Here is a 12,586-nt window from a genome sequence, read left to right as displayed (position 1 = left end):
ACCTACCGGCGGCGGCCGCCGGATTCATCGGCCGCCGCCGGAGGAACTTCCTACGCCGTCACGAGCGACACGCCGTAGGTCTGCAGGATCTCGTTGACCGGCTGGAACCACGTCTCGCCACCGGAACCGCAGTTGCCCCAGCCCCCGGAGGTGACGCCCTGGGCCTGGTCACCGGTGATGAACGAGCCGCCGGAGTCGCCGGGCTCGGCGCAGACGTTGGTGCGGGTCATCTGGTAGACCGCGCCCTGGGCGTAGTTGACGGTCTCGTTCTGGCCCAGCACCGTGCCGCAGTGCCAGTGCGTGGTCGAGCCCGAGCGGCACACCGACGTGCCGACCGGCGCGACCCAGGACCCGCGGACGAGCGCGTCGCTCACCGTGCCCCAGCCGAGCACGACCGGCGCGGTCCACCAGCCGCCGCCGATGCGGATGAACGAATAGTCGTTGCCCGGGAAGGAGGAGCCGGCGAAGGTGCCCATCCACGAGCCGTCCCAGCCGACGACCGAGCTGCCCGCGCCACCGCAGTGCCCGGCGCTGACGAAGCCGCCCTGCACGGAGAAGCCGATCGAGCAGCGGGTGTTGCCGTTGATGTAGTACGGGTCGCCGCCGACGGTGCCGGCCGAGAAGGGCTCGGCGGCCGGCGCGGTCGCCACCGTGACCGGGCCGGCCTGGGCCGCCCGGACCAGGAAGGCGTCGACGTCGGCGCCGCGCGCGCCCGGTCGCACGGTGACCACGACGCTGCCCGCGCGCGGGTCGGCGCGCCAGCCGCTGACCGCGGCCGGGGCGGGTGCCGCCTTGGCCGAGGCGTCGATCGCGGCCTTCGCGGCGTCGAGCTTCGCCGCGCTGGTCGAGGCGGCCACGGGTTCGGCCCCGGCCTGCCGGACGGCGGCGGCCGCGCCCGGGTCGGTCACCCCGACGACCAGCTTGCCCCGGGCGGGGTCGAACCAGGCACCGCCGAACGCGGCGCCGGCGGCCCGTTGCGCACCGGGCAGCACCCGGGTGGCCGTCATTTCCTGGGTGAGCCGGGCCGACGCCTGGGCGGCGGTGAGCCCGAAGTCCCGCTGCATGGCGGCGATCAGGCCGGGCGAGGCCTGGGCGGCCGCGGGGGTGAGGGAGGCGGAGGCGAGTGACGCGGTGAGGACGGCGGCGCCGCCGAGAGCCAGGGCGATTCTTCGACGCATGGGAACTCCTCCAAGGCCGGGGGAAAGAAACACACCGTCCGCCGAGTGTGCGGTCGCGACCCGCGCCGGGTCCAGATTTGTCCGGTCTTCTGTCCGGAACTCCGCGCGATCCCTCCACTATGGACTTTGTAGACTGCTTGTCACGCAAGGCTTTCGACGCGCACGACCGAGGCGCGGACCGGCCGACAGGCCCGCCCGCGCCGTCTCACCACCCCTTCTTCGCGGCGTTGCAAAAAGGTCTGAACCAAGTAGAACACGGCTTCGAGGCCACGAGCCCAGACGGGAGTCTGCCGGGCACCGGACGTGCCCGGCAGACTCCCGTCCGGCGCACCGCAGCGGTGGAAAGCGACGCCGGAATCCGGGCACGACGCCGCCCGGCCATCGGGAAACGACGGCCGGGTGGTTCCGCAGGGCACCGGAAGACCGGCCGCCGGCCCGGCCCGGCCGACAGACCGAACAGGGACAACACCGCGATCGCGAAAACCGCGCATTTCCTTCGCACGACCATTCCTCACCCGTCGAGAACCCGACATCCCGAGGGCAGAAGTGCGCGAGAACTACCGGCAATTCATCGGGCCAGTGAATTCCCGCAGCGGAAAGTCACCCCACTGCTCCATCCGGGCCGGCCTCACCCCGCGCGCACCGGGAGCGTCCGAAGAGGACGGTCAGCGGGCGAAGGCGTTGAGGAAGCGGTCGCGGAAGGAGTCCATCTTCCAGATCGGCGCCTGCGCACCCGGGTGGAGGCCGTCCTGCCAGCCCCAGCCGGCGATCCGGTCGAGGACCTTCGGGTCCTTGGCCACGATGGTGATCGGCACGTCGTGGACCGCGCCCTGCGGGGTGACCACCGGCGGCTGGTGGTCACCGAGGAACACCAGGACCGTGTTTTCGTCGCCGTACTGCTTGACGAACGAGATCACCGTCTTCAGGGAGTAGTCGGTCGCGTCGCGGTAGGCCTCGCGGATCTTCTCCGGGTCCTTCCAGACCGACTCCGGCGCTTCGCCCGCCGCGGGCTGGGGGTTGAAGACCGAGCCGTCGCCGACCTGGTTCCAGTCGACCAGCCAGGGCCGCGGCGACCAGGGCGCGTGGCTGGAGACGAGGTCGACCTCCGCCATCACCGGCTGCTTCGCCGCGTTCGCGAGCTCCTTGCGCTGCAGCATCGAAAGCGAGAACTGGTCGGGCATGGTGGCGTAGGCGTAGCCCGGCCCGTGGTACCCGATGGAACGGGCGTCGTAGTAGGCGTCCGGGTGGTAGAACTTCTGCCCTTCCGGCCAGTCCTTCGTGTGCGCGGGCACGTCCCAGACCGTCCGCCAGCCCGCCCGCTGGAACGCCCCGCCGAGGGTCAGCCGGTCGCTGGCGAGGAGGTCGTTGTACCGCTGCTGGTTGTCGATCCACATCCCCGACTGCACGGTCGAGTGCGCCAGCCAGCTGCCGCCGCCGAACGTCGAGGACGACAGGAACGCGCTCTTCGCGCCGATGCCCGCCGCGCGCAGCTCGGCGGTGCCCGCGTCGAGCGTCGGGCCGATCTTCGCCCCGATGACCGGGTCGTCGAGCGCGACCCGCCCGTAGCTCTCCACGAAGGTCAGCACGACGTTCTTGCCGCGCAGCCCGTTCAGCAGCTGCGCGCCCGGGGTGGCCCGGAACGCGTCGTCGGCGGCCACCTCCCCGAACGGCCGCTGGTCCCGCAGGTCGGCGCCGACCTGGCGCAGATCGCCGTAGGCCAGCGCGGCGGCGCTCTGCGCGGCGACCGGCTGTCCCGGCGCGAGCTCGACACCGAACACCGAGGCGACGATCCAGACCACGGCGAGGACGGCCACCACCCGGGTCGCGCCGGTCCGCCGTCCGGCGGCGACGCGGCTCAGCCGCAGCATCGCGAGGACCATGAGCACCATGACCGCCACGGCGAGCAGGCCGGCGGCGATCAGCGCGGCGATCGTGGCCGCGTCCCCGATCTGCCCGGCCAGGAACTCGACGCCGGCGTGGAAGAAGCTCCAGTCGTAGATCGGGTCGAACGGCTTCTCGAGGGTGGCGTAGAAGCCGGTGTCGAGGGCCTTCATCAGCGTGAGCAGCCCGAGCCCCAGCCCGGCGAGCACGGCGGCGACGCGCCGCGGCCGCGGCGGCAGGACCAGCAGGAACGCCCCGATGACGAGCCCCTCGACGGGCACGCGCACGAGCGCCGCGGCGGAGAACGAGCTGAGGTCGTCCGGGGCGAGGAGCCCGAACAGCACGAGCAGCGCGGCCAGCACGGTGAGCACCCGGCTCGCGACGACGTGGCGCCGCCGTCCGGGCCGGGGCAGCCCGAAGTCGGGCAGGGCCACCCCCGGGACCGGGGTGCGGCGGGCGCGCCGCCCCGGCGGCAGACCGATGTTTCCAACCATGGCGAGCCTCACGTCGTGGTACACGGTGACCGCCGGCCCGTGCGGCGGGGCGGCGATCGTCACCGGTTATACGAGCCGGGGCGGCGCGCGGTTCACGCGCCCCGGTCTCCTCACACCGCCGGCGGCCGGAGGTACTCCTTCGGCGCCGCTCGCGAAAAGGATCGCCGTTACCCGCGCCCGGAGGCCGCAAACCCCCGCACACCGTCTTTCACCCGCGGAAACGCCCGGAATCCCCAGGACGAGGGAAGGAGCGTTGCGGGCCCGCGCCGCCGGTGTTCTCCTCGGGGAGTCCGAAGATCGGCTTACCGATGGAGGCCCACGATGAATCTGTTCGACAAGGCGAAGGACGCGCTCGGGAAGCACCCCGACCAGGCCGACCAGGGCGTCGACAAGGCCGCCGAGGCGGCCAAGCAGCGCTTCGGCGACCACGCCGACAAGATCGACCAGGGCTCGGACAAGGTGAAGGACTACCTGCACAACCAGGGCGGCGGGCAGCAGGAGGCGCCTCCGCAGTAAGCCCGGCCCGGTGCGCGCCCAGTCGTCCGGGGGAAGCACGCTTCGCTTCCCCCGCGGCTGGGTACCACCGGCTCCGTGGTCGCCACCTATCTCGTCCCCGTCCGGACTGCCCTGCTCCTCTTCCCGCTCCTCGTGCTGGCCGTCATGCTCCCGGCCGCCTTCGTCAGCTACCGCCGCCGCGGCCGCGCCGGCGGGTGGCCGACGTTCGTCTTCTACACGTTCCTGTACTACCTGCTGGCGATCGCGACGCAGACGGTGCTGCCGCTGCCGGCCGACCCGGCGTACTGCGCGGGGCACACCTACGCGAGTTCTCCGCAGTTGCGGCCGTTCTACTTCGTCGAGGTGATCTCCCAGCGGGCCCGCGGCCACTGGAGCCCCGGGGCGCTGCTGCACAACCCGGCGGTCTGGACCACCGCGCTCAACGTCGTGATGCTGGCGCCGCTGGGGTTCTACGTCCGGTACGCCCAGCGCATGCGGCTGGTGCCCGCCACCCTGATCGGCTTCGGCCTGTCGCTGTTCTTCGAACTGACGCAGCTGACCGGCCTGTGGTTCCTCTACCCGTGCCCGTACCGGCTCTTCAGCGTCGACGACCTGATCCTCAACACCGCGGGTGTGGTCGTCGGCTGGCTGCTGGCCGGCCCGCTCGGCCGCCTGCTGCCCTCGGCCGAACCCGAGCACGACCGGCGCTACGCCGCCCGGGTCACCTTCACCCGGCGGCTGTTCGCGCTGGCCACCGACCTGCTCGGGTTCGCCGCGCTGCTCGGGTTCCTCTTCGGCCTGCTGACGCTGTTCGGCGAGGACCTGCGCCACCGTGACACGCCGATCGTCATCCTCGCCCTCGTGTGGTTCGTGGTGCTCCCCGCCGTGACCGGGTCGACGCCCGGGAAGCGGGCGATGCTCCTGCGGGTGACGCGCCGCGGCGGCCGCCGGGCCGGACCGATCGCGCTGCTGGTCCGCAACGGCGTCCTGCTCTCGCCGCTGTGGCTCACCTGGCTGCTGCTGGAGCTGGACCACTGGGACCTGGGCCACCACCCGGAGCGGCTGCTCCTGCCGGTCGCGCTGGCCGCGTCGGTGTTCGTCGTCGGGGTCTGGACGCCGCTGGCGGTGCTGCTGGACAGCGAGCACCGGGCGCCCTACGAGCGGCTGACCCGCACCGTGAACGTCGCCGTCGTGCCGCCGGCCGCCGCGGAGCCGGTCCCGGCGCCCGCACCACCGCAGGAAGTCCTTAAAGGACGGTGAGGGGACACCGTGCTGCCCGGGGCCGGCAGCGCTGGTAGATTGCCTCCGGACGGGGTTGAACCGCCAGCCCGGATCCCGGTTTCCCCATCCTGGAGTTGTTCATGACCAGCGACGCAGCGCGGCCCCGGCGGCGTCCTCCGGCTGACGGCTGGTCGCTCGAACCGCGCGAACCGGCGGGCGTCCCCGCCGGCGAAGCGGTCGAAACCTCCCAAGGTGCGACATGACGACCTCGGACACGCGTGTCGGCGAGGCCGGTTTCGGGCATGAAGAAGGGGAGAGCCTCCCCGCGGAGGCCGGCACGGCGAAGGAGGCCGACGTGAAACTCCGATTTACCCGGCACGAACTCGGCATCTCCCCCGAGCTGTCCGAACTGGCGCGGGTCCGCCACTGGGTCCGCACGGTCCTGCGCGGCTTCCCGGCCCACGTCGTCGGCACGGCGGTCATGGTGGTGGACGAACTGACGTCGAACGCGCTGCGCCACGGCCGCGCGCCCTACCACGTCCGCCTGCTGCCCGGCGCCGCCAAGCTCCGGATCGAGGTCGACGACAGCGGGGGCGAGCCCGCTCGCCGCCGGGCGCCGTCCGACCACGGCGGGCGGGGGCTCCTGCTGGTCGAACGCTGCGCCGCGGCTTGGGGCCAGCTGCGCCGGCCCAGCGGCAAGACCCTGTGGGCGGAACTGCCCACCGACCCGGATCCGGCGGGTGCCTGTGGCTGATCCGGCGCGCACCGCGCCCGCCGTCGCGGTCGACGCCGCCGGGGGCTGGGCGGCCGCGCCGGCCGCGGCCGTGGTGATCGACCGTTCCGGCACGATCCGCGCGCTCAACGAGGCCGCCTGCCTGCTGTTCCCCGCCGCCGGTGCCGGCTGCCCCGCCTCGGGCGCGGTCGCGGACTGGCTGGCCGACGCCCACGACCGCGGCTCGGCCGAGGTCGTCCGCGGCGAGGTCGGTGAGCGTGCCTTCGCCGCGCACCCGGTCCCGCACGGCGAGGCGGTGACCTGGTGGCTCGTCGACGAGACCGACGCCCGCTCGGCGCGTGAGGCGCTGGCCCGCGAGCGGGAGCGCACCACGTTCCTCAGCGACGCCTCCGCCGCGCTGCTGGGCTCGCTCAACCTGGACCGCTGCATGGAGGTCGCCGCCCGGCTGGCCGCGCAGCACCTCGCCGACGCCGCGCTCGTCCTGGCGCCCGCGGCGGGCGTCAGCTTCCCGGCCGTCTCCTGCGTGCGCGGCGGCGAGCCGGCCCGGGCCCGGCTGGTCATCGACCCGGACGAGCTGCCCGGCCTCGGCGAAGCACTGCAGGGTTTCCCGCCGGTGCCGTCGCGCTGGCTCGACCCGGCCTCGGCGCCGTCCTGGGTGCTGCCGGACGGCTTCGGGCCGGTCGGCTCGATCGTCGTGACGCCGCTGCCCGGCCACGGCGTCCCCGCCGGCGCCCTGGTCCTGCTGCGCCGCGGCGACCGGGCGTCGTTCACCGAACAGGAAGAACTCTTCGCCCGGCTGTTCGCGGCGCGGGCCGGGGCGGCCATGTCGGCGGCGCGGATGTTCGCACTGCAGGCGTCGATCACCGACACGCTGATGCGCGAACTGCTCCCGCCGGCCCTCGAGCAGCTCGGCGGCGTGGAGTTCGCCGGCCGCTACCGCCCCGCCCGCGACGGCGAGCGGATCGGCGGGGACTTCTACGACGTCCACTCGGCGATCACCGTCGAGGGCGAGGAGTCCCTCGCCGTGCTCGGCGACGTCTGCGGCAAGGGCCTCGACGCGGCGGTGCTGACCGGCAAGATCCGTACCACGCTGCGGGCGCTGCTGCCGATGGCCGGCGATCACCACCGGCTGCTCCGCCTGCTGAACCGCACCCTCGGCGGCAACGCCGACGCCCGGTACGTCACCCTCGTGCTGGCCTCCGCGCGGCGCGAAGGCGCCACCGTCCGGCTGCGGGTGACCTGCGCGGGCCACCCGCCGCCGCTGATCGTGCGGGCCGACGGCCGGGTCGAGGAGGCCGACACCCGGGGCAGCCTGATCGGGGTGCTGCCCGAGATCGAGTCGGTGAGCGCGGACGTCACGCTGGCGCCCGGGGAGACCTGCCTGCTCTACACCGACGGGATCATCGAGGCGAAGGGCGGCCCGCTCGGGGACGCCATGTTCGGCGAAGACCGGCTCAAGCAGGCCATGGCCGAGTGCGTGAGCATGCCGGCCGACGCCGTCGTCGAGCGCGTGCAGATGCTCGCCTCGCAGTGGGTCGGGCGCGGCACCCACGACGACATGGCCGTGCTGGCGATCACCGCGCCGCGCGGCCAGCACCTCGCCGCGGTGGGCGGCCACGGGCGCGGGAGGTACACCGCATGAGCACCGCGACCCGCGGCACCGGGGTGGCCGAGCACGCCGAACGGCTCTGGGACGCCGTCACGACCGGCGACGAACACGCGGCGGGCGACACCGTGGTCCGGGCGCTCGGCGACGGGACCGACCCGGAGAGCGTGCTGCTCGACGTGATCGCCGCGGTGCAGCGGCGGGTCGGCCGGGAGTGGGCGGCGAACCGCCTCACCGTCGCCCAGGAGCACGCGGCGACCGCGATCAACGAGCGCGTCATCGCCACCTTCGGCTACCTGGTGAGCCGTCCGGAGCCGCACCTCGGCCGGATCACCGTCGCCTGCGTCGACGGGGAGTGGCACGCGATGCCGGCCCGGCTGCTGGCCGAAGTGCTGCGGCTGCGCGGGTTCGGCGTCGACTACCTCGGCGCGCAGGTGCCGGCCCCGCACCTGGTCGCCCACCTGCACCGGACCGGCCCGGACGCGGTGGCGCTGTCCGGTTCGCTCGCGACCCGGCTGCCGGCCGCGCACGCGACGATCACGGCGTGCCAGGCGACCGCGACCCCGGTCATCGCGGGCGGCGCCGCGTTCGGGCCCGACGGCCGGTACGCCCGGCTGCTGGGTGCCGAAGCGTGGGCGCCGGACGCGCGGGCGGCCGCCGACCGGCTGGCCGAGCCGCTCCCCCGGCCGCAGATCGCCCCCCAGCCGCTCGACGTCCTGCCGCACCTGGCCGACCAGGAGTACACGCTGGTCACCCGCGGCTCGGGCCGGCTCGTGAAGACCGTGCTGGCCGGCCTGGTGGAGCGGATCCCGGCCGTCCGGGCCTACACCGACCTGCAGCGCCAGTACGCGGCCGAGGACCTCGCGCACATCGTCGAGTACCTGGCCACCGCCCTCTACGTCGGCGACGGCGAGCTGTTCACCGGGTTCCTGAGCTGGACGGCCGGGATCCTCACCGCGCGCGGTGTCCCGGCGGCCTCGCTCGGGCCGGCCCTCGAACTGCTCGAAGCGGAGTTGCGCGACTTCCCGCGGGCCACCGGCTTGCTCCGCATCGCACGAACGCACCTGGCGGAGCCGGCCGCCGGATCGGAGCGACCGGCATGACCACCGGCCTGACCTGCACGTGGACCACCCCGAAGGAGGGCACGGCCCACGTGACGATCACGGGCGACCTCGAGTTCGCGACGACCGGCACGCTCCTGCGGCTGGTCACCGAGCGGCTGCCCGGCCACCCCGGCGTCCGCGAAGTGCGCCTGGACTGCGGCGCACTCCGCTTCTGCGACTCGTCCGGGCTGTCGGAGCTGATCAAGGTTCTCGTCGTCGTCGCCGACGCGGGGGCCCGGCTGCACCTGGACAACCGGCAGGCCGCCCTGGAGCGGCTGCTCACCCGCACCGGCACGGCCGCGTACCTCACCGGCGACGCCCTGGACTCCCGGGCCCGCCGCGACTCCTGAGCCGGTCCGGCGCCTCAGCGGTAAGGGCCCTGGCCGACCGGGCGGACGAGGATTTCGTTGACGTCCACCGTGGCCGACCGCGTAGAGGACCGCGCGAGCCACGTCGGCGGGGTCGAGCTCGGGGTCCTGGGAGCGTTCGGGCGGAATGCCGCCGGTGTCCACCAGGCCGGGCTGCACCAGGGTGCCCCGGACGCCGGTGCCCACGCATTCGGCGCGGATGGAGTGGGCCGGCCCGGTGACCGCCCACTTCGTGGCCGAACACAGGTTGCCCGGCCGCACCCCGCGGCCCGCGGCCGAGCCGGTCAGGACCAGGTGACCGCCGGACTCGACCAGCGCCGGGAGGGCGGCACGCCGCCGGCGCGTCCTACGCTTCTTCGCGCGCCAGCTTCGACGGCCACCAGATGCGCCGCCCGACGTCGACGGTCAGCGCCGGCACCAGCAGCGACCGCACCAGCAGGGTGTCCAGGAGCACGCCGAACGCGACGATGAACGCGATCTGGGCCAGGAACAGGATCGGGATCACCGCGAGCGCCGAAAACGTCGCCGCCAGCACCACGCCGGCCGACGTGATCACGCCGCCCGTCAGCGACAGCCCGCGCAACGTCCCGGCCCGCGTTCCCCGGGTCAGGGCCTCCTCCCGCACCCGGGTCATCAGGAAGATGTTGTAGTCGATCCCCAGCGCCACCAGGAACACGAACCCGAACAGCGGCACCACCGGGTCCGCGCCCGGGAAGCCGAAGATGTGGTTGAACACCAGCGCCGACACGCCCATCGTCGCCGCGAACGACAGCACGACCGTGGCGATGAGCAGCAGGGGCGCCAGCAACGACCGCAACAGCAGGGCCAGGACCAGGAAGATCACCAGCAGCACGATCGGGATGATCAGCGCGCGGTCGCGCTTCGACGTCTGCTGCGTGTCCAGCTGGATTGCCGTCGGGCCGCCCACCTCGGCGTTCGCCTCCGGGACCGCGTGCACCGCGTCGCGCAGGCGGCCGACGGTGGCGACCGCCGCTTCCGAGTCCGCCGGGTCCTTCAGCACCGAAAGGATCTGGACGCGGCCGCCGACCTCCTTGGGGCGGCCTCCGGGGCCCGGCAACGGAAAAGACTGTGCCACTCCGTCTATTGTGGACGCCTTCAGGACCGCGGGCAGCGCGCCGGCGTCGGCGATGGTGATCGCGGGTGCGCCGAGCCCGCCCGGGAAGTGGCGGCCGAGGATCTCCTGGCCCGTCCCCGATTCCACCTCGGTCAGGAAGACGTCCGACTGCGCGGTGCCGGACGCCTTGAGCTGCGGCACGAACGCGACGCCGATCCCCAGCACCAGGGCCGTCACGACCCAGACCGTGCGCGGCCGGCGGCCGACCAGGCGTGCCACCCGGCCCCAGATCCCGGCCGTTTCCGGGTGCGGCGAGCCCAGCGCCGGCTTGAACGGCCAGAACGCGCCGCGGCCGCACAGGGCCAGCGCGGCCGGCAGGAACGTGGTGGACGCCAGCAGTGCGGCGCCGATGCCGATCGCCGCGACCGGGCCGAGGCCCTTGTTGGAGTTGAGGTTGCTGAACAGCAGGCACAGCACGCCGAGCACGACGGTGCCCGCCGAAGCCGTGATCGGTTCGAGCGTGGCGCGCCAGGCGAGCTTCACGGCGTCGAACCGGCTCGGCGTGTCGCGCAGCTGCTCGCGGAACCGCGCCACCAGCAGGAGCGCGTAGTCGGTCGCCGCCCCGAAGACGAGGATCGAGAGGATGCCCTGGCTCTGGCCGTTGAGCGCGAGGACGTCGTGCTCCGCCAGCAGGTAGACGACGAGGCTGGCGAGGCCGAGCGCGAACACGGCCGACAGCAGCACCAGGAACGGCAGCAGCGGACTGCGGTAGACCGCGACGAGGATCAGGGCGACCACGCCGCCGGCGACGAGCAGCAGGATGCCGTCGATGCCGCCGAAGGCCTTGACCAGGTCGGCGATCTGCCCGGCCGGCCCGGTGACGAGCACGGTCAGGCCGTCCGGAGCGCCGCCGAGGCGCGCCCGGACTTCCTTGACGACGTCGGCGGGGTTGCCGTCGGCGAAGATCGGCACGGCGAGCTGCGCGGCCTGGTCGTCCCGCGGCGCCTGCTCCGGTTTGCCGAGCGGACCGGCCACGCCGGGTACGCGCCCCAGCTCCTGCGCCTTGACGTCGAGGAACTGCCGGTCCGCGGCGGTCAGGCCGCTCGTGCGCTCGGCGACGACGGTCGCGGGCAGCACCTGGCGCGGGGTGAACGCCTTCTGCTCGTCGGCGACCTCCGTGGCCTCGGCCGAGCGCGGCAGGAAGGCGGCGTTGTCGTTCTTCGCGACTTCGCTGAGCTTGCCGGCGAACGGCCCGCCGAACCCGCCCAGGCCGAGCCAGGCGATCACCAGCAGGGCCGGGATCAGCCAGCGGAGGCGGCGCGGGTTCTCGTTCATGGTCGCTAAGGTCCTTTCAGGCGCGAACACGCCCAATTGTTCAGCAAGCTGAACATTTTGCACGACGACCCGGAGTGACGGTGAGCACAACCCCCGAACCCGACCTCGGCACCTGGCCGACCGGCCGGCTGCTGGCGGTGGCCGCGCGGCTGGTGGAACAACGCTGGGTGGCCGTGCTCGACGGCATGGGCCTCACCCACGCGGGTCTCATCGCGCTGCACACCCTGCGTGACGGCCCGCTCCCCCAGCGGACGCTGGCCCAGCGCTGCCAGGTCACCGACCAGACGATGAGCCGCACCCTCGACCGCCTGGCCAAGGCCGGCTTCGTCAGCCGGGCGGCGGACCCGGCCGACGGCCGCCGCCAGCTGACGCGGCTGACCGCGCCGGGCCGGGCCGTGCACGAGCGGGCCGTGCGGGCCGAACCCGCCCTGCTCGGCGGCCTCGGCGACGACGACGCGTTCCGCGCCGGCCTGCTGGATCTGATCACCCGGCTGTCCACGGGCGATTGAGAGCACGCGGGGCTGGGTAGCTATTCCTCCATGTGGATCGCGGTGAGCACCCCAGTGGCCGTCCTGATCGCCACCGTTCTGATGGAACGGTTCGAACGCCGGTTCCGCTTGGCGCCGAGCGCCGAGACCGAACGCGGTGCGGCCCCGAGCTGACCGGGCACGCTCTCGCGTGATCCGCGTCTCACTCTCCGCCGGAGAGAACCTCGCGTGCCCCTCCGCCGACTGACCGGGTAGCTCCGGTTCGCGGAGAACCGGGCGCGAGGGAGGCAGCGATGACGCACGAAAACCAGCCGCCGAAGGGCGCGCGAGCCACGGTGCAGGTGAGCCCGAACCCCACCACGCACCGGGGCCAGGAAGTGACGATCACCGGGACCTGCGGTGGGGGCACCGGACTGAAGTCCGTGCTCGGCGGGTTTCCCGACCGGCCCGCCCTGGAAAACGTCCGGATCCTCGAGTCCGGGCCCGACCGGTTCGTGGCCACGGCGAACGTGGCCGGGCACATCGGCAACGGAGTGGGGCCCGTGTTCGTCGACTGCGGCGGCGAGGCGGGCGTGACGTTACTGGTCACCCACGTCTGAGAAAACAGCA

11 protein-coding genes and 1 pseudogene are annotated in these 12,586 nt (G+C 73.5%); 8 read left to right on the top strand and 4 right to left on the bottom strand.

The genetic code is table 11. The features are described from left to right. Positions 1–50 precede the first annotated feature (50 nt). Positions 51–1,178, bottom strand: a complete 1,128-nt coding sequence (locus C2L58_RS28190) for a S1 family peptidase (protein ID WP_103340696.1) — start codon at positions 1,176–1,178, stop codon at positions 51–53. A 665-nt stretch (positions 1,179–1,843) separates the two neighbouring features. Next, complete coding sequence (locus C2L58_RS28185) at positions 1,844–3,553, bottom strand: sulfatase-like hydrolase/transferase (RefSeq protein WP_103340754.1); 1,710 nt, start codon at positions 3,551–3,553, stop codon at positions 1,844–1,846. 321 nt (positions 3,554–3,874) lie between these two features. Between C2L58_RS28185 and C2L58_RS28180 the strand changes: the two genes are divergently transcribed. From C2L58_RS28180 to C2L58_RS28155, 6 genes are all read left to right on the top strand, one after another. Then, positions 3,875–4,069 carry an antitoxin gene (locus C2L58_RS28180; protein ID WP_103340695.1) on the top strand — a complete coding sequence of 65 codons (195 nt, stop codon included), beginning with the start codon at positions 3,875–3,877 and terminating at the stop codon, positions 4,067–4,069. Between the two features lie 75 nt (positions 4,070–4,144). After that, positions 4,145–5,308: a VanZ family protein gene (locus C2L58_RS28175; protein ID WP_103340694.1), complete on the top strand. Its 1,164-nt coding sequence runs from the start codon at positions 4,145–4,147 to the stop codon at positions 5,306–5,308. 316 nt (positions 5,309–5,624) lie between these two features. Beyond that, entirely contained in the window at positions 5,625–6,023 is a 399-nt protein-coding gene (locus C2L58_RS28170; RefSeq protein WP_103340753.1) for an ATP-binding protein, read from the top strand. After that, positions 6,010–7,644, top strand: coding sequence for a PP2C family protein-serine/threonine phosphatase (locus C2L58_RS28165; RefSeq protein ID WP_103340693.1), 1,635 nt, complete (start codon positions 6,010–6,012; stop codon positions 7,642–7,644). The genes C2L58_RS28170 and C2L58_RS28165 overlap by 14 nt, the downstream gene beginning before the upstream one ends. After that, complete coding sequence (locus C2L58_RS28160) at positions 7,641–8,711, top strand: cobalamin B12-binding domain-containing protein (RefSeq protein ID WP_103340692.1); 1,071 nt, start codon at positions 7,641–7,643, stop codon at positions 8,709–8,711. Before C2L58_RS28165 ends, C2L58_RS28160 begins: the two co-directional genes overlap by 4 nt. Then, the gene (locus C2L58_RS28155; protein WP_103340691.1) at positions 8,708–9,061 is read left to right on the top strand and encodes an STAS domain-containing protein; all 354 of its coding nucleotides are present in this window, start codon (positions 8,708–8,710) and stop codon (positions 9,059–9,061) included. The genes C2L58_RS28160 and C2L58_RS28155 overlap by 4 nt, the downstream gene beginning before the upstream one ends. A 14-nt stretch (positions 9,062–9,075) precedes the next feature. Here the strand turns inward: C2L58_RS28155 and C2L58_RS28150 are convergent. Continuing rightward, positions 9,076–9,412, bottom strand: a pseudogene (locus C2L58_RS28150) (SDR family oxidoreductase); the annotation flags it as partial. A gap of 13 nt (positions 9,413–9,425) precedes the next feature. Next, positions 9,426–11,489: an MMPL family transporter gene (locus C2L58_RS28145; RefSeq protein WP_103340690.1), complete on the bottom strand. Its 2,064-nt coding sequence runs from the start codon at positions 11,487–11,489 to the stop codon at positions 9,426–9,428. Between the two features lie 74 nt (positions 11,490–11,563). On the opposite strand from C2L58_RS28145, the gene C2L58_RS28140 reads away from it, so the two are divergent. Together C2L58_RS28140 and C2L58_RS28135 are read left to right on the top strand one after the other, a co-directional pair. Then, positions 11,564–11,998: a MarR family winged helix-turn-helix transcriptional regulator gene (locus C2L58_RS28140; protein WP_199191480.1), complete on the top strand. Its 435-nt coding sequence runs from the start codon at positions 11,564–11,566 to the stop codon at positions 11,996–11,998. Positions 11,999–12,270: 272 nt separating this feature from the next. Further along, a complete protein-coding gene (locus tag C2L58_RS28135; protein ID WP_199191479.1) occupies positions 12,271–12,576 on the top strand; it encodes a hypothetical protein in 306 nt (101 codons plus the stop codon). Positions 12,577–12,586: the final 10 nt, after the last annotated feature.

The organism is Amycolatopsis sp. CA-126428, assembly GCF_002904335.1.
Classification (GTDB): Bacteria; Actinomycetota; Actinomycetes; order Mycobacteriales; family Pseudonocardiaceae; genus Amycolatopsis.
This window is presented reverse-complemented; position numbering and strand designations above follow the sequence as displayed.

What these genes read in the sequence shown, in the direction of transcription:
- C2L58_RS28190 (WP_103340696.1), bottom strand. Translation starts at nt 1,178, where the DNA reads ATGCGTCGAAGAATCGCCCTGGCTCTCGGCGGCGCCGCCGTCCTCACC.
- C2L58_RS28185 (WP_103340754.1), bottom strand. Translation starts at nt 3,553, where the DNA reads ATGGTTGGAAACATCGGTCTGCCGCCGGGGCGGCGCGCCCGCCGCACC.
- C2L58_RS28180 (WP_103340695.1), top strand. Translation starts at nt 3,875, where the DNA reads ATGAATCTGTTCGACAAGGCGAAGGACGCGCTCGGGAAGCACCCCGAC.
- C2L58_RS28160 (WP_103340692.1), top strand. Translation starts at nt 7,641, where the DNA reads ATGAGCACCGCGACCCGCGGCACCGGGGTGGCCGAGCACGCCGAACGG.
- C2L58_RS28155 (WP_103340691.1), top strand. Translation starts at nt 8,708, where the DNA reads ATGACCACCGGCCTGACCTGCACGTGGACCACCCCGAAGGAGGGCACG.
- C2L58_RS28145 (WP_103340690.1), bottom strand. Translation starts at nt 11,489, where the DNA reads ATGAACGAGAACCCGCGCCGCCTCCGCTGGCTGATCCCGGCCCTGCTG.
- C2L58_RS28135 (WP_199191479.1), top strand. Translation starts at nt 12,271, where the DNA reads ATGACGCACGAAAACCAGCCGCCGAAGGGCGCGCGAGCCACGGTGCAG.